The following is a 23014-nucleotide window of genomic DNA, read 5'->3' on the forward strand; positions in this document are numbered from 1 at the left end:
GGTGTGTCAGTAACCAGCAATCTGGCTGAACCACCGCTATCGGGAGCAAGCCCCCTCCCACAGTCTTTTTTACAGCCTCAGCGTCATGCCTTGCTGATGATATTCCCCGCATGCAGCCCGCATTCCTTCTGGGTTGCCTCCTCCCACCACCAGCGGCCTTCGCGCTCATGTTGGTTAGGCAGTACGGGGCGGGTGCAGGGCTCGCAGCCGATGCTGATGAAACCGCGCTCATGCAGGCTGTTGTACGGCAGCTCCAGCATGCGGATGTAACCCCAGACCTCCTCGCTGGTCATCTGCGCCAGCGGGTTGAACTTGTACAGGGTGCGCTCCGGTGTGGAAAACGCGCTATCGATTTCCAGCGCCGCCACCTGGCTGCGGGTGCCGGGGCTCTGGTCGCGACGCTGGCCGGTGGCCCAGGCGCTCACGCCGGCGAGTTTACGGCGCAGCGGCTCGATCTTGCGCACGCCGCAGCATTCGCCATGGCCGTCCTTGTAGAAGCTGAACAGGCCCTTTTCCTTGACGAAAGGTTCCAGCTTGCTCTGATCGGGCGAAATCAATTCGATGTCGATCTTGTAGAACTCGCGCACCTGCTCGATGAACCGGTAGGTCTCCGGGTGCAGGCGGCCGGTGTCGAGGCTGAAGACCTTGACGTTCTTGTTCAGCTTCCAAGCCATATCGACCAGCACCACATCCTCGGCACCGCTGAAGGAAATCCACAGGTCATCGCCGAACTGGCTGAATGCCAGCTTGAGAATATCCTGGGCGGATTTGTTGGCATAAGTCGCGGCGAGTTCGGCGACGTCGAAGGCTTGGTTCATCAGGACGGTTCCTACAGGTCAGTGGCGCTGAGCGCTCTATAGGGGAGTGATGGTATCAAATCCACCCTGCGTTGCGGCGACGGGCTTGAATCGCTAGAGTTCGGCAGTCCTTGTACTCGCTCAACTTATAACAACCAATGGGAGTGTCTTGTGGAAATTGCCTGTCTTGACCTGGAAGGGGTGCTGGTTCCGGAAATCTGGATCGCCTTCGCCGAAAAAACCGGTATTGAATCCCTGCGGGCCACCACCCGCGACATTCCCGACTACGACGTGCTGATGCAGCAACGCCTGCGGATCCTCGACGAACACGGGCTCAAGCTCGCCGACATCCAGGCAGTGATCGCCACGCTCAAGCCCCTGGACGGCGCCATCGAGTTCGTCAACTGGCTGCGTGAGCGTTTCCAGGTGGTGATCCTGTCAGACACTTTCTACGAATTCTCCCAGCCGCTGATGCGCCAACTGGGGTTCCCGACCTTGCTGTGCCACCGCCTGATCACTGATGAAAATGACCGGGTGGTGAGCTACCAATTGCGCCAGAAAGACCCCAAGCGCCAGTCGGTACTGGCCTTCAAGAGCTTGTACTACCGCGTGATTGCCGCAGGTGACTCCTACAACGACACCAGCATGTTGGGCGAAGCGGACCGTGGGATTCTATTCCATGCGCCGCAAAACGTGATTCGTGAGTTCCCGCAGTTCCCGGCGGTGCATACGTTTGAGGATTTGAAGAAGGAATTTATCAAGGCGTCGAATCGGGCGTTGAGCCTGTAACGACACCCTCGATCAGGCGTCTGCCAGCAAACTCTCATAGGGAATGCGCAAGCCTTCATGCAGGCGTTTGATCATTGACAGGCTGAGCTTACGCTTGTGGTTCAGCACCTCGGACACCCGCCCACTGGTGCCGATAAAGGGCTCCAGGTCGCGGGCGGTCATGCCAAGTTGTTCCATGCGAAACCTGATGGCCTCCACTGGGTTGGAAGGCGGCATGGGATAATGTTCTGCCTCGTATTTTTCGACGAGTATTGCGAGGATTTCCAGCTCGTCTCCCGCCGGTGAGCCGTTTTCAGCTCCCCAGAGTTGTTCAATACGCGTAAGCGCAGCGGTCAGGTCTTCCTGAGAATGAATAGGTTTGATGTTCATCACACGGTCTCCGCGTTGATCTGGTCGTACTGCGCGTGGGTTCCTACGAAACGTATGAACCCCAGCTGACGCTGATAATCGATCGCCATGATCACTCGATACTTGTTGCCGCCCACGTTGAAAACAACCCTGCCACCTTTGAGAATACTCGCTGTTCTGAGCTCTGCTTTGAGTGCTTGGGGTGTCGGGTAAATGGCCTTCTCCATATGACGAAACAGTTCGACCAGTGGCGTTTTGGCATCGTTATACGCTGGGTGGCTTTCCCAGAATACCCGTAAGGTTGATAGAGCGATTATCCGCATCGCTGACACCTCCCAATTTGGGAGATGATAGGTGGGGTCAGGTTGGGATGCAATCTCGGAAATGATTTCTGGCGAGTGTTTAATCGCTTCATGTGATCCTTCACAGACGGCGGTTGGACGGTCAGAGCTGGACGCTAACCTGCAACTCGCACCCGGTCCACGGGTGTTCTGATTCAGATTTTTTCTTGCCGGGATCTTTTCTTTCGAGACGCTGGTTTGGCCGGGACGCTAAAGGTTTTCCAACGTTTGCAGCAACACCCGTACCTTCGTCAGCGATTCCTGATACTCCGCCTCCCACTCTGAATCAGCGACTATCCCGCCGCCGCCCCAGCAGCACACCTGCCCGTCCTTGACCAGCAGGCTGCGGATGGCGATGGAGCTGTCCATCTCGCCACGCACGTCCAGGTACATCAGCGAACCGCAGTACAAACCGCGCCGCGTCGGTTCCAGTTCGTCGATGATCTGCATGGCGCGGATCTTCGGGGCGCCGGTGATGGAGCCGCCGGGGAAGCTGCCGGCGATCAGGTCGAGGGCGTCTTTGTCGTCGGCCAGCACCCCTGTGACGCTGCTCACCAAGTGATGCACGTTGGGGTAACTTTCCAGGCTGAACAACTCCGGTACTTTCACCGAGCCGATGCGGCAGGTGCGGCCGAGGTCGTTGCGCAACAGGTCGACGATCATCAGGTTTTCGGCACGGTCCTTGGGGCTGGCCAGCAACTCGGCGGCGTTGGCGGCGTCGTCTTCGGGCGTCAAGCCGCGGGGGCGTGTGCCTTTGATCGGGCGGGTTTCGACCCGGCGTTCGCTGATGTGCACAAAACGTTCGGGCGACAGGCTCAGTACCGCGCCGTCGTCCGGCAGGCTCTGGAAGCCGGAGAAGGGCGTCGGGCAGGCTTGGCGCAGCGCACAGTAAGCGATCCACGGGTCGCCAGCGCAGGAGGCCCGGAAGCGCTGGGTGAAGTTGACCTGATAGCAGTCGCCGGCCTGGATGTAATCCTGGATGCGCACGATGGCCTGCCGGTACGCCTCGGCGCTGAGGTCGGGCGCCATGGGCCCCTGCAGCGTGAAGGGCGCCCCTGGCTCGGCCACCGGTTGGCCGAACAGCGTGATCAAGCGTTGTTGCTCGCTGTCGGCCAATGCCGGATGGAATACAAGCTGGCTGGTTTGTGCCTGATGATCGCTGATCAACGCCCAGGCATACAGGCCGAAGCGCGCATCCGGCAGGTGCAAGTCATCCGCCGCAAGGTGCGGCATTGGCTCCAGGTGCCGACCAAAGTCATAGCTCAGGTAGCCGATCAGCCCGCCGGTAAAGGGCAGTTCATAACCGGCAGGCAGATCCGCCCGACCCAGTTGCGCAAGGTTTTCCCGCAAACGCTGCAGGAAACCGTCACCACGTTCGTCAGGTAATACCGTCAGCGTCGCTTGCGGCCAAGCGCTGAGCAGGTCATAGCGCCCACGCTCGGCCGCAGGTCGGCCGCTGTCCAGCAGCACGGCACCAGGCGCGTGGCGAATCGCCGCAAAATACTCGGCGGGGTTGGCCCGGTAGGGCAGTGGGTGTACGGAACAAGTCAGCATTTAGCCTTCAACCGGTGGGATATGCCCAAACATTTCCTGCACGATTTTCACCCGCTCCTGCGGGGTTTCCGTCACGCCGGCCGACTTCAATGCTTCCAGCCGCGCCTCTACCGCATGGGTGCGCAGGGTCAGGCCGCAGTCGTTGGCGATCTGGATATTCAGCCCTGGCCGGGCATTGAGCTCAAGGATCAGCGGGCCTTTTTCCTGGTCCAGCACCATGTCCACGCCGATATAACCCAGCCCGCACAACTCATAGCAGCTGGCGGCGAGTGTCATGAAACCGTCCCAGTAGGGCAGTTGCACGCCGTCCACGGCATTGGTGGTATCGGGGTGTTTGGTGATGATGTTGTTCAGCCAGGTGCCGCGCAGGGTCACGCCGGTCGCCAGGTCGACGCCTACGCCGATCGCGCCCTGGTGCAGGTTGGCCTTGCCGCTCGACTGGCGAGTGGGCAAGCGCAGCATGGCCATGACCGGGTAGCCCATCAGCACGATGATGCGGATATCCGGCACGCCTTCGTAGCTGATGCTTTTGAAGATCTGGTCGGGCACCACGCGGTATTCGATCAAGGCGCGATCGCGGTGGCCACCCAGGGAATACAGGCCGGTGAGGATGCTGGAAATCTGATGTTCGATTTCCTCATGGGTCAGCAACCTGCCGGATACCGTGCGATAGCGCCCTTCAAAGCGGTCGGCGACCACCAGGATGCCATCACCGCCGGCGCCCTGGGCCGGCTTGATCACGAAGTCGCTGCGCCCATCGAGGATCTCGTCGAGCTTGTCGATTTCCTTTTCGGTGGAAATGATCCCGTACATTTCCGGCACATGGATGCCGGCGGCGATGGCGCGTTCCTTGGTGATGATCTTGTCATCCACAATCGGATACAGGCTGCGCTTGTTGTACTTGAGCACATAGTCGGCGTTACGCCGGTTGATGCCCATGATCCCCCGCGCTTCCAGGGCCTTCCAGGTTTTCCAGAAGCCGAACATTATGAATCAGCCTTGAGGAAGGCCTTGAAACGCACCAGTTCGGTCAGGCGGTAGCCGCGATACCGCCCCATGGCCAGCATGAAACCGACCAGGATCAACAGGATCGCCGGGAAGGTGAACACGAAGTAGATCAGTTCCGGCACGCTCATGATCAGGTGCGCCAGGGTTGCGGCGAATAGTGTGCCGATCGCCACTTTCAATGCATGGGTGGCGCCGCGCTCTTCCCAGGTGATCGACAGGCGTTCGATGGTCATGGTCAGAATCACCATCGGGAACAGTGCCACCGACAGCCCGCGTTCCAGCCCTAGCTTGTGACTGAACAGGCTGATGGCCGCGATCAGCACCACCACGAAGGTCAGCACCACCGACAGCCTGGGCAGCATCTGCAGTTTCAAGTGTTCCAGATACGACCTGAGCGACAGGCCCAGCGCCGTGATGATGGTGAATAACACAATACCGAAGCCCAGCTGCGTCTCGCGGAACGCCAGGGCGATCAGCACCGGGGTAAAGGTGCCCAGGGTCTGCAGGCCGATCAGGTTGCGCAGGATCAGGATCACCAGCACGCCGATCGGGATCATCACCATGATCATGAAGGTCTGCTGGGTTTGCAGCGGCAGCCCGTACAGTGAGTATTCGAGGAAGTTGGCGTCGGTGTTCTCATCGGTCAGCTTGGCCAGGCGAATGGCGTTCATTTCGCTGTTGTTCAGGCTGAAGGTCACGGCGGCTTTCTTGCCACCCTCTACCGTGATCAGGTTTTCATCGCCGGTCCACCACAGCAGGCGGTCGGCCGGCAGGCCCTGTTCGCCGGTTTCCGGGTTGAAGTACAGCCAGTCATTGCCATTGAAACTGCGCAGCCACAGCTCCGGGGTCTGCGGTTGGTCGGCCACTAGGCGCAGGGTGTGCACCTTTTCGATCGGCACGTGGGCAATCGACAGCAGCAGCTCGACGATCTTGGCCTTGTGCGGTGTCGACGGGTCGCCGGCCAGCAGCAGCTTCACATTATCGTCGTTGAGGTTGTTGGTGCGCTTGATGGCCTCGCCGATAAACGTCTCGACGTCGGCCGAGTGCTGGCGGATCGGCGCGAGCAAGGCTTCGGCGGCGATCTTTTCCGGGCCCTCCACGGCAATGCTGTCGCGGAAGGTCGGGCCCTTGACCTTGAGCTTTTCGCCGCTGTAGCGCTTGGTCAGCACCAGGCGGTAGTACAGGGTTTGCTTGCCCTTGGCCCGGCGTGCCGACCAGGTCACCTTGCGGTTGCCATCGGTACGGTTGACGCTCACCCCATAGTTGTTCGAGATGAAGCTTTCATTGAGGCTGACGAAGTCGCGGCTCAGCGGCGGCACGAACATCGAGATTTTGACCGGGTCCTTGGGGTTGGCGACGAACTCGACCTTGGCGTCGATGTTCCACAAGTCGTCAGTGGCGTCCTCGGTCACCGGAATACCCAACACGAAAATCTGGTAGGCGGTGACCGAAATACCCAGCACCACCAGAATGGTGATCAGGATTTTCAGGTGCAGGGTCAGAGAGCGCATTCGGTTTACTCGGCGGTATAAGCGTCGGCGGCGCAGGCAGGTTTGCCCGCTGCGTATTTGAGACTGGGGTCGACCAGCGCATCAAAGCGTTTCAACGCTTCGGAGCCGATCAGCAGCGGATATTGGAATGCGCTGCGGTCAGTCAAGTTCACTTCGATGCTGCGTATCGTGGTGCCCATGCAGACATCCAGGGCTATCACCGGGCGGGCGGTGTAGTGCTTGTCCTCATCGGGTGAGTAGTCACCGGCGCGGCGCTTGATCTTGCTGACGCGGGCCAGGGGCAGTTCGATGGGGTGGGAATGGGCGGTGTCGATAGCCAGGTAAAAGCGCACCCAGGATTCGCCATTGCGCTTGAAGCGCTTGATATCGCGGGCGCTGAGCGACGCGGTCTTGGCGCCGGTATCGAGTTTGGCCGCCACTTCCAGGTCGATCCCGGTCAGCTTGGCGTATTCATTCAGGCCATACACGGTCTTCTCGGCGCCAGCGCCAAGACCCGATACGCACATCAGGCAAATCAATAGAAGGAAGGGCTTGAGTCTCATAAATCCTGAGGCGGTGCCATGCGATGTTCAATTCAAGGCGACTGGCATTGCTGCGCAAACTCCCTCGTGCGCCGTTTCATCAGGAGATGTCAGGCGAAAGCGGCGGGCATTCTAACATGATGCTTTTGCGACGCCAGCGCTGGCAGGCGGCCATGCCCCTGGAAGGGGCGGCAGGGGTTATTAGACGATTGTCGACAATGTGTATTTATTCTTTGACTATCAGGGGCTGATTAGCTAGTTTTTGCGGCATTGCTTTTAAAGGTGTCGACAATATGCTGGATCAACTGGAAAGCCCAGTGATGGCGCAAGACGATTCCCAGACCATGTCCGAGAACGTCTTCCGGCGTATCCAGGCCGCCATCGTCAAGGGTGAGATCGCCCCCGGCAGCAAGATCTCCGAACCGGAACTGGCGCGCACCTACGGCATCAGTCGTGGCCCGCTGCGTGAGGCGATCCACCGCCTGGAAGGCCAGCGCCTGCTGGTGCGTGTGCCGCATGTCGGTGCCCGGGTGGTGTCCCTGAGCCATGCCGAGCTGATCGAACTCTACGAAATCCGCGAGTCCCTCGAAGGCATGGCCTGTCGCCTGGCCGCCGAGCGCATGACCGACGCCGAAATCGAGGAGTTGCGCCAGGTACTGCACACCCATGAACGCGACGAAGCCTTCCAGGCCGGCCTCGGTTATTACCAGCAGGAAGGCGACTTCGACTTTCATTACCGGATCATCCAGGGCGCCGGCAACCGCACCCTGACCCAAATGCTCTGCGGCGAGCTGTACCAGTTGGTGCGCATGTACCGCATCCAGTTCTCCGCGACGCCCAATCGTCCACGCCAGGCTTTTGCCGAGCATCACCGCATTCTTGACGCGATCGCCGATCGTGACGGTGAACTGGCGGAGTTGTTGATGCGCCGTCATATCGGTGCCTCCAAACGCAACATCGCCCGTCACTTTCCAGACACTACCCCCTAACGAGGTGAGTCATGAGTTCCACTAACAACAGCACTCCAGGCCAGCGTTTCCGTGACGCGGTCGCCAGCGAACAGCCTTTGCAGGTGGTCGGCGCGATCAACGCCAACCACGCGCTGCTGGCCAAGCGCGCCGGCTTCAAGGCGATCTACCTGTCGGGTGGCGGGGTGGCTGCCGGTTCCCTGGGCGTACCGGACCTGGGGATTACCGGCCTGGATGACGTGCTGACCGACGTGCGCCGCATCACCGATGTGTGCGACTTGCCGCTGCTGGTGGACGTGGACACCGGTTTCGGTTCCTCGGCGTTCAACGTGGCGCGTACCGTCAAGTCGATGATCAAGTTCGGCGCGGCGGCCATCCATATCGAAGACCAGGTGGGCGCCAAGCGCTGCGGCCATCGTCCGAATAAAGAAATCGTGTCCCAGCAGGAAATGGTCGACCGCATCAAGGCCGCCGTGGACGCGCGCACCGACGACAGCTTCGTGATCATGGCGCGCACCGACGCGCTGGCGGTGGAGGGGCTGGAGTCCGCCCTGGAGCGTGCCGCCGCCTGCATCGAGGCCGGTGCCGACATGGTGTTCCCGGAAGCCATCACTGAGCTTGAGATGTACAAGCTGTTCGCCTCCCGTGTGAAGGCCCCGATCCTGGCTAACATTACCGAGTTCGGCGCGACGCCGCTGTACACCACCGAACAGTTGAAATCTGCCGATGTTTCCATCGTGCTGTACCCGCTCTCGGCCTTCCGCGCCATGAACAAGGCCGCCGAAAACGTCTACACCGCGATCCGTCGCGACGGTACCCAACAGAACGTGATCGACACCATGCAAACCCGCATGGAGCTTTACGATCGCATCGACTACCACACCTTCGAGCAGAAGCTCGACGCGTTGTTTGCCGCGAAAAAGTAACGCGGCATGCCTCCCTAATAAATTCAAGATTGGAGAACGAACATGGCTGAAGCAAAAGTACTGAGTGGCGCCGGCCTGCGTGGCCAGGTCGCCGGGCAGACCGCACTGTCCACCGTGGGCCAGGCCGGTGCCGGCCTGACCTATCGCGGCTATGATGTGCGCGAGCTGGCCGCCGAGGCGCAGTTTGAAGAAGTCGCCTACCTGCTGCTGTACGGCGAGTTGCCGAGCAAAGCCGAATTGGCCGCCTACAGCGCCAAGTTGAGCAAGCTGCGTGACCTGCCGCAAGCCCTCAAGGAAGTGCTGGAGCGTATCCCCGCCGATGCCCATCCGATGGACGTGATGCGCACCGGTTGCTCGTTCCTGGGCAATATCGAGCCGGAGAAGGATTTCAGCGTGCAGCGCGACGTCACTGACCGCCTGCTCGCCGCTTTCCCGGCGATCATGTGCTACTGGTATCGCTTCAGCCACGACGGCCAACGCATCCACTGCGTAACGGACGAGCCGACCATCGGTGGTCACTTCCTGCACCTGTTGCACGGCAAGAAGCCCAGCGACCTGCACGTCAAAGTGATGAACGTGTCGCTGATCCTGTATGCAGAGCATGAGTTCAACGCGTCGACCTTCACTGCCCGCGTGTGTGCGTCGACCCTGTCCGACCTGTATTCCTGCGTCACGGCGGCCATCGGTTCGTTGCGCGGCCCGCTGCACGGGGGGGCCAACGAAGCGGCGATGGAAATGATCGAGCGTTTTTCGTCCACGCAGGAGGCCGTCGAAGGCACCCTCGGCATGCTGGCGCGCAAGGACAAGATCATGGGCTTCGGCCACGCGATCTACAAAGACAGCGACCCGCGTAATGAAGTGATCAAGGGCTGGTCGAAAAAGCTGGCTGACGAAGTGGGCGACACCGTGTTGTTCCCGGTGTCCGAAGCCATCGACAAGACCATGTGGGAGCAGAAGAAGCTGTTTCCCAACGCCGACTTCTACCATGCCTCGGCCTACCACTTCATGGGGATCCCGACCAAGCTGTTCACCCCGATCTTCGTCTGCTCGCGCCTGACCGGCTGGGCCGCGCATGTGTTCGAGCAGCGTGCCAACAACCGCATCATCCGTCCAAGCGCCGAATACATAGGCGTCGAACAGCGCAAGTTCGTGCCAATCGAACGTCGCTGAATGGGAGATTGGCGGTCCTGAATGGGTAACCGGATCAAATGTGGGAGGGGGCTTGCTCCCGATAGCGGTGGGTCAGCTACAGATGTATCGACTGACAGTCCACCTTCGCGAGCAAGCCCGCTCCCACATTTGGATCTCATTCCAATTCCGGATGCACGCCGGTTCTCCTTTTGTAGCCACCGTGACCGAGTCCTGACGATGAACACTGAATTTCGCAAACCGCTACCCGGCAGTCGCCTGGATTACTTCGACGCTCGTGCGGCAGTCGATGCAATCAAGCCTGGCGCCTACGCCACCTTGCCTTATACCTCCCGCGTACTCGCCGAGAACCTGGTGCGCCGCTGCGACCCGGCCACCCTCAACGCGTCCCTGGGCCAGTTGATCGAACGCCGGCGCGACCTCGATTTTCCCTGGTTCCCCGCGCGCGTGGTGTGCCACGACATTCTCGGCCAGACCGCCCTGGTCGATCTTGCCGGCCTGCGCGATGCCATCGCCCAGCAAGGCGGCGATCCGGCCCAGGTGAACCCGGTGGTGCCGACTCAACTGATCGTCGACCACTCCCTGGCCGTCGAAGCCGGTGGTTATGATCCGCAGGCATTCGAAAAAAACCGCACCATCGAAGACCGTCGCAACGAAGACCGTTTCCACTTTATCGAGTGGACCAAGAAGGCGTTCAAGAACGTCGATGTGATCCCGCCAGGCAACGGCATCATGCACCAGATCAACCTGGAGAAAATGTCTCCGGTTATCCAGGTGCGCGACGGCGTGGCGTTCCCGGACACTTGCGTCGGCACTGACAGCCATACGCCGCACGTCGACGCACTGGGCGTGATCGCCATCGGCGTCGGCGGCCTTGAAGCCGAAAGTGTGATGCTGGGCCGCGCCTCATGGATGCGCCTGCCGGAAAGCGTCGGCGTCGAACTGACCGGCAAGCTGCAACCGGGCATCACCGCCACCGACATGGTGCTGGCGCTGACCGAGTTTCTGCGTAAACAGAAGGTCGTGGGGGCGTGGCTGGAATTCTTCGGTGAAGGGGCTTCGGCGCTGACCCTGGGCGACCGCGCGACCATCTCCAACATGGCCCCGGAATACGGCGCCACGGCGGCGATGTTCTACATCGACCAACAGACCATCGCCTATCTGAAGCTCACCGGCCGCGAAGACGAACAAGTCACCCTGGTGGAGCAATACGCCCGCCACACCGGCCTGTGGGCCGATGACCTGAAGAGCGCGCAATACGAGCGTGGCCTGACCTTTGACCTGTCCAGCGTCGTACGCAACATGGCAGGGCCGAGCAACCCGCATGCGCGCGTGGCGACCCGGGACCTGGCATCCAAAGGCATCAGCGGCCAGTGGGACGAGGTCCCCGGCCAAATGCCCGACGGCGCGGTGATCATTGCGGCCATTACCAGTTGCACCAACACCAGCAACCCGCGCAACGTGATCGCTGCCGGCCTGCTGGCGCGCAACGCCAACAAGCTGGGGCTGACGCGCAAACCCTGGGTCAAATCTTCGTTGGCGCCGGGTTCGAAAACCGTGGCCATGTACCTGGAAGAGGCCGGCCTGGGCCATGAACTGGAAAAACTCGGCTTCGGCGTGGTGGCGTTTGCCTGCACCACCTGCAACGGCATGTCCGGCGCCCTTGACCCGGTGATCCAGCAGGAAATCATCGATCGCGACCTGTACGCCACGGCCGTGCTCTCGGGTAACCGCAACTTCGACGGGCGTATTCACCCGTACGCCAAGCAAGCCTTCCTCGCCTCGCCGCCGTTGGTGGTGGCCTATGCGATTGCCGGCACCATCCGTTTCGATATCGAAAAGGACGTGCTGGGCCTGGATGCCTCGGGCAAGGAAATCCGCCTGCAAGACATCTGGCCGAGCGACGAAGAGATCGACGCGGTCGTCAAGGCTTCGGTCAAGCCGGAGCAGTTCCGCCAGGTCTATATCCCGATGTTCGCCATCCACGAAGACACCGGGCCGAAAGTCGCGCCGCTGTACGACTGGCGCCCGCAAAGCACCTATATCCGCCGCCCGCCGTACTGGGAAGGCGCGCTGGCCGGTGCGCGGCCGCTCAAGGGCATGCGCCCGCTGGCGGTGCTGCCGGACAACATCACCACCGACCACCTGTCACCCTCCAATGCGATCATGCTCGACAGCGCCGCGGGCGAATACCTGGCGAAAATGGGCCTGCCGGAAGTCGACTTCAACTCTTATGCGACGCATCGCGGCGACCACCTGACCGCACAGCGTGCCACCTTCGCCAACCCGAAACTGTTCAACGAAATGGTGGTTGAAAATGGCAAGGTCAAGCAGGGCTCCCTGGCGCGCATCGAGCCGGAAGGCAAGGTCACGCGGATGTGGGAGGCCATCGAAACCTACATGGAGCGCAAGCAACCGCTGATCATCATTGCCGGTGCCGACTACGGCCAGGGTTCCTCCCGCGACTGGGCGGCCAAAGGCGTGCGCCTGGCCGGTGTGGAAGCGATTGTCGCCGAGGGTTTCGAGCGCATCCACCGCACCAACCTGGTGGGCATGGGCGTGCTGCCGTTGGAGTTCCTGCCGGGCACTGACCGTCACACGTTGAACATCGATGGCAGCGAAACCTATGACGTGGTCGGTGCACGCACCCCGCGTGCGCAACTGACGCTGGTGATCCATCGCAAAAATGGCGAACGTGTCGAAGTGCCGGTGACTTGCCGCCTGGACACTGCCGAAGAAGTATCGATCTACGAGGCGGGCGGCGTGTTGCAGCGCTTCGCCCAGGACTTCCTGGAATCGGCGGCCACCGCCTGAAGAGGATAACCATGGCACACGCAGCGCAAATCAGGATCCCCGCCACTTACATGCGTGGCGGCACCAGCAAGGGGGTGTTTTTCAGCCTCAAGGACCTGCCCGAAGCGGCGCAGGTGCCGGGCGCCGCGCGCGACGCCTTGCTGTTACGGGTGATCGGCAGCCCCGACCCGTACGACAAACAGATCGATGGCATGGGCGGCGCCACATCGAGCACCAGCAAGACGGTCATCCTGTCGAAAAGTACCCGCGCCGATCACGACGTGGACTACCTGTTCGGCCAGGTCTCCATCGACAAACCCTTTGTCGACTGGAGCGGCAATTGCGGCAATCTGTCGGCGGCGGTGGGTTCGTTCGCCATCAGCGCCGGGCTGGTCGACCCGGCCCGCATCCCGCACAACGGCGTGGCCGTGGTGCGGGTGTGGCAGGCCAATATCAGCAAGACCATCATCGCCCATGTGCCGATCACCGACGGCGCCGTGCAGGAAACCGGTGACTTTGAACTGGACGGCGTGACCTTCCCGGCTGCCGAAGTCCAGCTGGAGTTCATGGACCCGGCGGCGGAAGAAGAGGGCGGCGGCGGTTCGATGTTCCCCACCGGCAACCTCGTCGACGACCTGGAGGTGCCGGGTGTCGGCACCTTCAAGGCGACGTTGATCAATGCCGGTATCCCGACGATCTTCATCAACGCCGAAGACCTCGGCTACACCGGCACCGAGCTGCAAGGCGCGATCAACAGCGACCCGAAAGCCCTGGCGATGTTCGAGACCGTGCGGGCCTACGGCGCGCTGCGCATGGGCCTGATCGAGAACCTGGAGCAGGCCGCTCAACGCCAACACACGCCGAAGGTTGCGTTTGTGGCCAAGCCTGCGGACTACGTGTCATCCAGCGGCAAGGCAATCAAGGCTGCCGACGTAGACCTGCTGGTGCGCGCGCTGTCCATGGGCAAGTTGCATCACGCGATGATGGGCACGGCGGCGGTGGCGATTGGCACGGCGGCGGCGATTCCCGGCACCTTGGTCAACTTGGCGGCCGGCGGCGTGGCGCGCAATGCGGTGCGCTTCGGGCATCCGTCCGGCACGTTGCGCGTGGGCGCCGAGGCCAGCCAGGTAGAGGGTGAGTGGGTCGTCAAGAAAGCCATCATGAGCCGCAGTGCACGGGTGTTGATGGAAGGCTACGTGCGCATCCCCGGCGACGCCTTCTAAAGCCCGACATCAATCCAGTGTGGGAGGGGGCTTGCTCCCGATGACGGTGTGCCAGCCAATCCAATTTTCGCTGACCCACCACTATCGGGAGCAAGCCCCCTTCCACTTTTAGCGTGGTGTTCTCGGTTTACATGCTGCCCTCGACATCCTCCAGGCTGAACGTCTCGGTGTGGTCGTCGTAGGAGAAAATCTCCGCATAGCGTCCCCACGCCACCACGGTTTCCAGGGTTTTTTCCACGAATGCTTCGGTCATCGAATCCTCCAGCTCTTGCTCGAAGCGCACCCGAGGGGCGCGGTGCCCGCTGCGTTCAAGCAATACCTGATGAATGCGTGCGGCCAGCGGTACGTGCTGGATCAAATGTTCGGCGAACAGGGTCTTGCGTTCCTGGGTGCCGTAGTCGGCGAACAGTTTGCCGGCGTCGGTGAGGGTGATGTCGGCGCCCTTGAGTTCGGCAAAGCCCAGGTGTTCCAGCATCTCCGCGACCGGGAACAGGTCGTCGACTTCCAACAGGCCCCGTTCGGCCACGTTGGGCAGGCCGGCGTGGCCGTTGTAGGGCTCGGCGGCCAGGGTTTCGATCAGGCCGGCCATGAGGTTGGTGGACACTTCCGGCAGCAGGCTGCTCATCTTCAGTTCGGGCTTGCCGACGCTCGCATCGGCGCTGCGTCGGTCGGTCATCAGGGCATAGATGTCGTCGACCATTTGCCGGAAAGTCGGGTCCAGCCGGTTGCGCGGGTGCGCAAACGGCACCTTGATCTCGGCGACCACGCGCCCGGGGTTGGACGACAGCACCAGGATGCGGTCGCACATCAGCACCGCTTCCTCGATGTTGTGGGTCACGATCAGGATCGACTTGATCGGCAGTTGCTTGCCGCTCCACAAATCCAGCAAGTCGGTGCGCAGGGTTTCGGCGGTGAGTACATCGAGGGCCGAGAACGGTTCGTCCATCAGCAACAGGGTCGGGTTGACCACCAGGCCACGCGCAAAACCTACGCGCTGGCGCATGCCGCCGGACAATTCACGGGGGTAGGCGTTTTCGAAACCGTCCAGGCCGATCAGGTCGATGGCGGCCAAGGCGCGCTTGCGGGCCTCCTTGCGCTCGACTTGCAGGGCTTGCAGGCCGGCTTCCACGTTTTCCAGGACGGTCAGCCAGGGAAACAGCGCAAACGTCTGGAATACCATGGCGACGCCTTCGGCCGGGCCGGTCAGCGGTTTGCCGTGGTATTTCACGTCCCCCGACGACGGTTGGATCAGGCCGGCAATAATGCGCAGCAGTGTCGATTTACCTGAGCCGGAGCGGCCGAGCATGCCCACGATCTCGCCTTCGTGCAGGCTCAGGTCTACGCCGCTGAGCACTTGCAGCTCTTCCTTGCCTTTGCCGAAGACCCGGTTCACGTTCTTCAGCGAGTAAATTTCTGGGGTGTCGGCAGTGTGTTCGGTATAGGTATTCATCACAGCGAATCCCATTAATTCAGACGAAGTTTGTTTTCGGCAATGGCGTACATCGGTCGCCAGACCGCGCGGTTGAACGCCACCACGAAGATCGACATCACCACCACGCCCAGGGCGATCTTGGGGAAGTCCCCGGCGGCTGTGGTTTGTGCGATATAGGCACCCAGCCCGTGGGCGACCACATTGTCCTGGCCCCAGGACACGTACTCGGACACGATGCTGGCGTTCCAGGCACCGCCCGAGGCGGTAATCGCGCCGGTGACGTAGTACGGGAAAATCCCCGGCAGCATCACCTTGCGCCACCACAGCCAGCCGCGAATGCGGAAGTTGGCGGCGGCTTCCTTGAAGTCATTGGGGAAGGCACTGGCCCCGGCAATCACGTTGAACAGGATGTACCACTGGGTGCCCAACACGATCAGCGGGCTCAGCCAGATGTCCGGGTTGAGATGGAAATGCAGGATTACGATGACGAACACCGGGAACAGCAGGTTCGCCGGAAACGCCGCAAGGAACTGTGCCAACGGCTGAATTTTCTCCGCCAGGCTCGGACGCAGGCCGATCATCACGCCCAGGGGCACCCAGATCAACGAGGCAATCAGGATCAGCCCGGCCACCCGCAGCAAGGTAATCAGGCCCAGCACCACCACGTGGCCGACTTCGGCGAGGGTAACTTCGGTGCCGACGTACTGCACGATGTGGTACAGCGCATACGCGGCCATCAGCGCGATCAGTGTGCCCCAGGCCCAGTCGATGAGCTTCGACGCGGCGGGCGTCTCGGTCGGCAATGCCTTGAATGCACTCCCCGCCAGGCTGAAACGCTTGTTGCCCAGGCGGCTGAAGGTACGGGTGATCGGGCGCAGTATGCGTTGCACGACGCGGGTGCGCTGGATCAGGTTCAGCACCCAGGATTGCGGCGCGCTGCCCTGGGAGGCGGTGGTTTCCATGCGGAATTTGTCGGCCCAGGCTACCAGCGGGCGGAACAGGAACTGGTCGTAGATCAGGATCACCGCGATCATCGCCAGGATCACATAACCCACGGCGTGAAGGTCTTTCTGGGCGATGGCCAGGGCCAGGTATGAACCTACGCCCGGCAGGGTGATGGTTTTGTCGCCGACGGTGATGGCTTCGGAAGCCACCACGAAAAACCAGCCGCCGGACATGCTCATCATCATGTTCCACACCAGCCCCGGCATGGCGAAAGGAACGTCGAGCTTCCAGAATTTCTGCCAGCCGGAGAGGCGCAGGCTGGTGGACACTTCCACCAGGTCATGGGGCAACATGCGCAGCGACTGATAGAAGCTGAACGTCATGTTCCAGGCCTGGCTGGTGAAGATCGCAAAGATGGCGGCGAACTCCGCGCCGAGCACGCGCCCGGGAAACAGCAACAGGAAGAACGTCACGGTAAACGAGATGTAACCGAGTACTGGCACCGATTGCAGAATATCGAGCACCGGCACCAGCAGTTTCTCGGCGCGCCGGCTTTTGGCGGCCAGGGTGCCGTACAGCAGGGTGAAAATCAGCGCGGCCACCATCGCCGCGAGCATGCGCAGTGTGGTGCGCATCGCGTATTCCGGCAGGTTGGCCGGGTCCAGGGAGATGACTTCGCTTTGCAGGGTGGCGATGGGAGCCCAGGTCTCCCGGGCGGTGATGGAGAAAAACAGCAGAAAACCGATCACCAACGGCAGGGCGACCAGGTCCCAGCGGTTGGGCAGCAGGCGCAGAGAGGACGCCGGAATGTAATGACGGAACACTTTGTTCATATGCAGTTGCTCATAGGCAGACGTTCCTGCAGCGTTCAGGTTCAGAAGGGCGTGGTGGGTTTGAGCTTAGCTTCTCTACAAGCACCCACGGAGAAGGCTGGGGGCTCTCTCTCCATGAGTCAGGACGGCGCACCTGGGGAAGATGCGCTGCTGGGGGAATTGTACGTTTCTGAATGTTACAAACGCGTAAATTTGCTGTCAGTTTCCTGTACGAACTATCAGTTGGGCCTTATTCAAACCGCAGGATGACCCGGCGGTTGTGCTTGCTCTTCTTCTCGATTTTCTCGCAGAACACCTTGCCGATTTCCTCGGTGTTGATCACATGGGTGCCGCCGCAGGGCTGGATGTCGATGCCGGCAATCTCGATGACACGCACCGAACCCTGGATCACCGGAGGTGCCACCGCCTGGGTGCGGGTGATCTGCAGCAAGGTCGAGTATTCCGAGGCGGGCATCGACAGGGTTTTCACCGGGTGGGCTGCCTCGATCAGCGCGTTGAGGTCGCGGGTGAGGCTGTCTTTGTCGAGGGTCATTTCCGGCAGGTCGAAATCCAGGCGGCCTTTATCGGCGCTGATACTGCAGCCGGTCACGGGCGCATCGATGAGCGAGCACAACAGGTGCAGGCAGGTGTGCATCTTCATGTGCTGGTAGCGCCGTTCCCAATCGAGGCTGGCGTCTACCTGCACGCCGGCAGTCAATTGCTCGGGGCAGTGCTCCACCTGGTGCCAGATGATCGAGCGCAGTACCGGGTCGCGAGCGGTGCCCACCACGTCGACCCGCGTGCCGTCGGCCAGGGTGAGGTGCCCGGTGTCACCCGGCTGCCCGCCGCCCGTGGGGTAGAACAGCGTGTGCTCCAGGGCGATGCCCTGTTCGCTGACGGCAATCACCCGGGCGCTGAAGGCGTTCTGGTAGGGCGCGCTGTCGAACAGCGCCAGGGTTTCCATGGTGTGTACGGACATGTTCATCCTCCAACGATCAATGGGCTGGCTTGCAACAGGTGACGCACCATTGCGCTCAAGCCAGGGGGGGAGAGCAGGGTGATTTCAAATTCCGACCCGCAGATTTTCAGGTTCAGCGGCAGGCGCGGCAGTTGTTCGCCGATGTCGATGCGGCGCAGGCGAAATTGCAGGTGGTGGCGCTCTTTTACCGTGGGCTCCAGCATCACGCCCCGCAACGGATGAAAGTCGGCATCCAGTACCGTGACGTTGTGGCTGGCGTTGACCTCGCCCACCACATGCAGGCGTTCATCCAGCGCAAAGGCGCCGAGATAGTGGGTGTGGTCCGTTTCAACGTTTTTTTGCAGTTGCACCTGGTTGACCACCCTGACCCGAGTGCCTGCGGGAACGTCCTGGGTGATCACGCACGAAGGGCTGATGAATACGTTGTCGCCGATCAAGACATAGCCCAGCACTCGCGCGCCGGAGCCGACTTCGACGTTGTTGCCCAGGCGTGGGTGGCGTTTGCCGTCCGGGTTGTTGGCGATGCCCCGAGCGCCCAGCGTGACGCCGCAAAGGATGTAGCAGTCGTTGCCGATCTCGCAGGTTTCGCCGATCACCGTGCCGTAGCCGTGGTCCAGCACGAAGCGCCGACCGATACGCGCCGCCGGATGAATCTCGGCACCGGAGAGGATCTTGCCCTGGTTGCTGAGCTTGAGGGCTATGCGCGAAAACACGCCGTTGGGGTTGTCGGGGAAGTGCCATACCAAATGCGCGAGCCGGTAGAACAGCACCGCCTTGAACGAGGCATAGGACTCCAGGATCAACTCGCCGCGCCCACGCGAAGCCGGGTCGCGATAGGCGTAGGCGATGAGGTCTTCGGCAACCGATTGGGCGGCATTCTGGATCAAGGGTGCCAGATGCGGTTCCAGTTGCTTCATCTGCGCAGGCGTCAGGGTCTTGATGAGATGGGTGAGCAACTCATCGTGCAACTGTTGCATGTCGATAAAGCCCCCCATGGAGGTCCCCCCGCATTCTGGTTGGTTGGGTAACCGGTTATTCGAAACTGGGCAGGTAGCTGTCAGCATTGTCGTAGACCATGGTCAACACCACCGTTTCGGGTGGTAATTCAGGAGCGAGTTGGGCGATGGCGACCATGTTGGCGGCCGACGACAAACCCAGGCTGATGGCATCGGTGCGCATGATGCGTTTGATCATGTCGACGCAGGCCTGGTGCGACACCTTGAGCATGCCGTCCAGTACCTCCAGGTTGAGAATGCTCGGGATCAGCCCGATCGACAGGCCCTGGATACCGTGCGGCGCGTGGCGGTCCTTGAGCAGGTCGCATTCTTCAGGTTCCACCCCCATGACACGGATATGCGGCCAGGCCGCCTTGAGGGTTTCGCCGATACCGGTGATATGGCCGCCGGTGCCGATGCCGCTGACGAAGTAATCCACGCGCTGTTCACCGAAGGCGCGGAGGATTTCCGGCGCGGTGGTGTCGCGGTGGGTTTGCGGGTTGGCGCCGTTGCGTTGCTGGTTGAGCATCACGTAGTTGGGGTTTTCCAACTGCAGCTCCATGCATTTTTCGCCGTGGGAGTTGTTGCCCAGGCGGCTGTCCGACAGCACCACCTTGGCCCCGTACAAGCGCAGCAGCTTTTGCTTTTCGGGGCTGTAGTTGTCGGGGATCACCAGCACGACTTTGTAGCCCAGCACATTGCCGGCCATCACCAGGCCAATGCCGGTATTGCCGCCGCTGGGCTCGATGATGGTTTGCCCGGAGTCGCGGATCAGCACGCCCCGGCGTTCGGCGTCGAGGATCATGCCCAAGGCGATGCGCGCCTTGTGGCTGCCGCCCGGGTTGAGGGATTCGAGCTTGGCGTAGACCTCGATGCCGAGGTCTTCGGAAAACTGCGCCAGGCGCACGATAGGCGTCTGGCCGATGACGTCGAGAATGGAGTTATGCAACATCAGTCGATCCCCGGATCAATACAACGGCATGTCGGGTTCGACGTCGCGCACCCAGTGTTTCATACCGCCCTGCAGGACCTTGGTATTGGCAAAACCTGCCGCCAGCAAGGTGCTTGCCGCTTGCTCGGCACGGGTGCCGGCGTAGCAGATCAGGTAGTGGGTGTTGTCGCGGCTGAGGCTGTCGAGCTGCCCATCCAGCTCGGCCAGGGGGATGTGCACCACGCCCGGCAGTTTGCACACCTCCAGTTCACTGGCATCGCGCACATCCAGCAGGACGTCGGCGCTGCGGTGGTGGTCGAGCACTTGTTTGAGTACGCGTGGCTTGATGTAGCGTTCTTCGGCCAGGGAGGGGCGTCTCGGCATGGCGTCGGCGCAGACGGCCGGCGCGACGCTTTCGCTGTGGCGCAGGTCCGAACAGCAGGGGCAGTCGGCGCGACGTTTGAAGCGGATTTCGCTGAACTTCATCGCCAGCGCGTCGAAGCGCATCAAGCGGCCGGACAAGGGCTCACCGATACCGATCAACAACTTGATCGCCTCGGTGGCCTGGATCATCCCCACCACCCCCGGCAATACGCCGATCACACCGCCGGCGCTGCAATTGGGCGCCAGCTCCGCGGGAGGGGCCGAGGGAAACAGGCAGCGGTAGCACGGCCCGCCTTGATAGTTGAGCACGCTGATTTGCCCGTCGAAACGGTAGATGGCGCCGTACACCAGGGGTTTGCCCAACTGCACGCAGGCATCGTTGACCAGGTAGCGCGTGTCGAAATTGTCGGTGCCGTCGATCACCAGGTCGTAGGCGCCCACCAACTCGAGGGCGTTGTCGGCATTCAGGGCAGTGTCGTGGGCGTTGACCTGGATGTGGCGATTGAGGTCCAGCAAGCGTTGCCGGGCGGACTCGACCTTGGGCATGCCCAGCGTGCTGTTGCCGTGGACGATCTGGCGTTGCAGGTTGCTGCTTTCCACCACATCGAAGTCGACCAGCCCCAGGGTACCGACGCCGGCCGCCGCCAGGTACAGGCTGATGGGCGAGCCCAGGCCGCCGGTGCCGATGATCAGCACCTTGGCGTTTTTCAACTTCAGCTGGCCCTCGCGGCCGACGCCGGGCAGGGTGATGTGGCGCACGTAGCGCTGCACTTCCTCGTTGCTCAGGGCATCGATATCCATGCCGCCGGAGGTGGCCAACAGCACTTCGATCCTGGCCTGTTCCGGCAGGGGCTCATCGGCACCGATCAGTTCTTCTTCGGCGGTGAACAGGAAGTGCTCCTTGAGCTGGTTGTTTTTTTCATGAAACAGATGCGCGCGTAACTGTGGATAGTGGCTGCAAAGGTTTTCAATGACTTCGCGCAATGTCGATCCGGCGCCCTCAAGGGTCGATTCCGGCAGCTTGGCCACGCGAACCAGAATGTCGGGGAAAGAGACAGCGTTCATGGACAACTCCGTGTGCAGGTCGTTGAAAGGGTTAAGGGCGAAATGCTTGCCATCCCAGGCAAACAGCTTTGATCCCAGGGCCTGGCCCTGGCGAACGTCCACCACCAGATAGCTGACGGGGTAGATCGGCTCGCCCAGGAACAGCGCCTTGTCCTGGTCTTCGTCACTGAAATAGGCGCCCACATCCGGGTGGGAGTGGTAGATCACCACCACCGGGTTATCACTGCGAAACGCCTTGTTCATCAGCAGGGTGTCGGCTACGGAAAAGGTGTAGCCGTTGGCCGCGCTGCGTGGGTACATCTCTGGGTTTTTGCGATGCAGCTCGTTCTGGATATTGCTGCCCAGGTACACACTGCCGTCGGCGAAGACAAAACCACAGCATTCTTCGGGGTAGCTGCGGCTGGCGTGGGCGTAGATCTGTTCCAGGGCGGTTGGGCGCAGGACGTCCATGTTTCTCTCGCGTGGCTGATGTTGAGGGGCCGGGGGGACGTTCAAGGTTTCTTGGCCAGGAGTTTTTCAATCGGCAACTTGGTGATTGCAAAGCCGGCCAGCAGAATGGCCGAGTACAGCATCAGGTCCCGGGAAATCGCCACGCCCTCGTACCACGCGCCGATGATCACCGCGAACACCGGAAAGATAATGAACACGAACGACAGGATGATCGGGCTCAAACGCTTGAGCAGCATGAAGTACACGATGAACCCGCCCACCGACGCGACCAGCCCCAGGTAGAACAGGGCTCCCCAGGAGCGCAGGGTGATCTGGTCAAACGTGGGCGTCTCAAACCACAGGCCGGCGACGAACAGCATCAGCCCGGCGATGCCGATGGGCAGGGTGTTGTAGGTGATCACGCTGATGGCGCTGCCTTTTTGCTTGGTGATGACATAGCACAGCGCATGCATGATCGCCGCGCTCAGGATCGCCAGCACGCCGAGGAATTCAGCGTGGTCCAGGTGCAGGCCCTGGCTCTTGATGATCATGTACAGGCTGGCGAAGCCGATGCCGATACCGACCACCTGGGAGAAGTAGATGCGCTCGCGCAGGAACAGCCCGGAGAAAATCAGGATAAACACCGGCATGCAGCTGAACAGCAGAGCGGTGAGGCCGGACGAGACGTGCATCTCGCCGTAGTTGAGCAAGTAATAAGGAACGCTGAAATAGGACAGGGTCACAAACACGAAGAACCAGCGGCTCTCCCGGGGAAACAGGATCGGTTCGCGACGTACCAGCGCAAAGCACAGGAACAACGGGAAAGCGATCAGAAAGCGCAGGCCGGCGGACGTCAGCGGTGGCACGCTCTCCACGGCGATCTTGATGCCCAGCCACGTGGTGCCCCAGCTCAGGCACACGATCAGGAACATCACACTGGTGATCAACCCGGCCAGCCACTGTTTTTGGGTTTTGGTCTTGGCGGTGTTTTCGAGAACGGCGGACATTGGCATCGTTTATTGCTTCCCTGAGCCGGAATTGAACTCTATATTGAGCTTGTAATGAGTTGTAAAATTCGGCGATTGAACCCGTAAAAGCACACTATTAGGGCGAA

Annotated in this window: 20 protein-coding genes; 6 read left to right on the forward strand and 14 right to left on the reverse strand. The window is 61.2% G+C overall.

What is annotated here, in order from left to right:
• Positions 1 to 83 precede the first annotated feature (83 nt).
• Positions 84 to 818, reverse strand: coding sequence for a phosphoadenylyl-sulfate reductase (locus ACQRBV_RS15035; RefSeq protein WP_090369257.1), 735 nt, complete (start codon positions 816 to 818; stop codon positions 84 to 86).
• A 150-nt stretch (positions 819 to 968) separates the two neighbouring features.
• Between ACQRBV_RS15035 and thrH the strand changes: the two genes are divergently transcribed.
• Positions 969 to 1586 (forward strand): bifunctional phosphoserine phosphatase/homoserine phosphotransferase ThrH, encoded by a 618-nt coding sequence (gene thrH / locus ACQRBV_RS15040; RefSeq protein ID WP_090369259.1) that lies wholly within the window; start codon positions 969 to 971, stop codon positions 1584 to 1586.
• A 12-nt stretch (positions 1587 to 1598) separates the two neighbouring features.
• Here the strand turns inward: thrH and ACQRBV_RS15045 are convergent, their stop codons facing one another.
• The 6 genes from ACQRBV_RS15045 to ACQRBV_RS15070 all read right to left on the reverse strand — a co-directional run bounded on the left by ACQRBV_RS15045 (position 1599) and on the right by ACQRBV_RS15070 (position 6890).
• Complete coding sequence (locus ACQRBV_RS15045; protein ID WP_104994525.1) at positions 1599 to 1955, reverse strand: helix-turn-helix domain-containing protein; 357 nt, start codon at positions 1953 to 1955, stop codon at positions 1599 to 1601.
• Complete coding sequence (locus tag ACQRBV_RS15050; protein ID WP_104994524.1) at positions 1955 to 2257, reverse strand: type II toxin-antitoxin system HigB family toxin; 303 nt, start codon at positions 2255 to 2257, stop codon at positions 1955 to 1957. Before ACQRBV_RS15050 ends, ACQRBV_RS15045 begins: the two co-directional genes overlap by 1 nt.
• Positions 2258 to 2485: 228 nt before the next feature.
• Positions 2486 to 3829: an aminodeoxychorismate synthase component I gene (gene pabB, locus ACQRBV_RS15055; RefSeq protein WP_411985833.1), complete on the reverse strand. Its 1344-nt coding sequence runs from the start codon at positions 3827 to 3829 to the stop codon at positions 2486 to 2488.
• A complete protein-coding gene (locus ACQRBV_RS15060) occupies positions 3830 to 4816 on the reverse strand; it encodes an alpha-L-glutamate ligase-like protein (RefSeq protein WP_060756243.1) in 987 nt (328 codons plus the stop codon).
• A complete protein-coding gene (locus tag ACQRBV_RS15065) occupies positions 4816 to 6348 on the reverse strand; it encodes an inactive transglutaminase family protein (RefSeq protein WP_060756242.1) in 1533 nt (510 codons plus the stop codon). Before ACQRBV_RS15065 ends, ACQRBV_RS15060 begins: the two co-directional genes overlap by 1 nt.
• Positions 6349 to 6353: 5 nt before the next feature.
• Positions 6354 to 6890: an ATP-dependent zinc protease family protein gene (locus ACQRBV_RS15070; RefSeq protein WP_090369269.1), complete on the reverse strand. Its 537-nt coding sequence runs from the start codon at positions 6888 to 6890 to the stop codon at positions 6354 to 6356.
• A 272-nt stretch (positions 6891 to 7162) separates the two neighbouring features.
• Here ACQRBV_RS15070 and ACQRBV_RS15075 point away from each other — a divergent pair, with 272 nt between their 5' ends.
• The 5 genes from ACQRBV_RS15075 to prpF all read left to right on the forward strand — a co-directional run bounded on the left by ACQRBV_RS15075 (position 7163) and on the right by prpF (position 13928).
• Positions 7163 to 7858, forward strand: a complete 696-nt coding sequence (locus ACQRBV_RS15075) for a GntR family transcriptional regulator (RefSeq protein ID WP_060756240.1) — start codon at positions 7163 to 7165, stop codon at positions 7856 to 7858.
• A gap of 11 nt (positions 7859 to 7869) precedes the next feature.
• Positions 7870 to 8763: a methylisocitrate lyase gene (gene prpB, locus ACQRBV_RS15080; RefSeq protein WP_060756239.1), complete on the forward strand. Its 894-nt coding sequence runs from the start codon at positions 7870 to 7872 to the stop codon at positions 8761 to 8763.
• A gap of 42 nt (positions 8764 to 8805) precedes the next feature.
• Positions 8806 to 9933 (forward strand): bifunctional 2-methylcitrate synthase/citrate synthase, encoded by a 1128-nt coding sequence (prpC, locus tag ACQRBV_RS15085; RefSeq protein ID WP_411985832.1) that lies wholly within the window; start codon positions 8806 to 8808, stop codon positions 9931 to 9933.
• Positions 9934 to 10131: 198 nt separating this feature from the next.
• Positions 10132 to 12726 (forward strand): Fe/S-dependent 2-methylisocitrate dehydratase AcnD, encoded by a 2595-nt coding sequence (gene acnD / locus ACQRBV_RS15090; RefSeq protein WP_411985831.1) that lies wholly within the window; start codon positions 10132 to 10134, stop codon positions 12724 to 12726.
• An 11-nt stretch (positions 12727 to 12737) separates the two neighbouring features.
• Positions 12738 to 13928: a 2-methylaconitate cis-trans isomerase PrpF gene (gene prpF / locus ACQRBV_RS15095; RefSeq protein ID WP_411985830.1), complete on the forward strand. Its 1191-nt coding sequence runs from the start codon at positions 12738 to 12740 to the stop codon at positions 13926 to 13928.
• Between the two features lie 127 nt (positions 13929 to 14055).
• Here the strand turns inward: prpF and ACQRBV_RS15100 are convergent, their stop codons facing one another.
• From ACQRBV_RS15100 to ACQRBV_RS15130, 7 genes are all read right to left on the reverse strand, one after another.
• Entirely contained in the window at positions 14056 to 15378 is a 1323-nt protein-coding gene (locus tag ACQRBV_RS15100) for an AAA-associated domain-containing protein (protein ID WP_060756235.1), read from the reverse strand.
• 14 nt (positions 15379 to 15392) lie between these two features.
• Positions 15393 to 17138 (reverse strand): ABC transporter permease, encoded by a 1746-nt coding sequence (locus tag ACQRBV_RS15105; RefSeq protein ID WP_060756234.1) that lies wholly within the window; start codon positions 17136 to 17138, stop codon positions 15393 to 15395.
• Positions 17139 to 17367: 229 nt separating this feature from the next.
• Positions 17368 to 18096, reverse strand: a complete 729-nt coding sequence (locus ACQRBV_RS15110; protein ID WP_411985829.1) for an alanyl-tRNA editing protein — start codon at positions 18094 to 18096, stop codon at positions 17368 to 17370.
• Between the two features lie 2 nt (positions 18097 to 18098).
• Positions 18099 to 19091 (reverse strand): serine O-acetyltransferase, encoded by a 993-nt coding sequence (locus ACQRBV_RS15115; protein WP_104994520.1) that lies wholly within the window; start codon positions 19089 to 19091, stop codon positions 18099 to 18101.
• A gap of 37 nt (positions 19092 to 19128) precedes the next feature.
• Positions 19129 to 20043: a PLP-dependent cysteine synthase family protein gene (locus tag ACQRBV_RS15120; protein ID WP_060756231.1), complete on the reverse strand. Its 915-nt coding sequence runs from the start codon at positions 20041 to 20043 to the stop codon at positions 19129 to 19131.
• Between the two features lie 15 nt (positions 20044 to 20058).
• On the reverse strand, positions 20059 to 21921 hold the full coding sequence (gene moeB / locus ACQRBV_RS15125) for a molybdopterin-synthase adenylyltransferase MoeB (protein ID WP_104994519.1): 1863 nt from the start codon (positions 21919 to 21921) through the stop codon (positions 20059 to 20061).
• Between the two features lie 41 nt (positions 21922 to 21962).
• Positions 21963 to 22856 carry a DMT family transporter gene (locus ACQRBV_RS15130; RefSeq protein ID WP_161549611.1) on the reverse strand — a complete coding sequence of 298 codons (894 nt, stop codon included), beginning with the start codon at positions 22854 to 22856 and terminating at the stop codon, positions 21963 to 21965.
• Positions 22857 to 23014 lie beyond the last annotated feature (158 nt).

It is taken from the genome of Pseudomonas sp. R11F (genome assembly GCF_050312575.1).
Taxonomy (GTDB): domain Bacteria; phylum Pseudomonadota; class Gammaproteobacteria; order Pseudomonadales; family Pseudomonadaceae; genus Aquipseudomonas; species Aquipseudomonas palleroniana.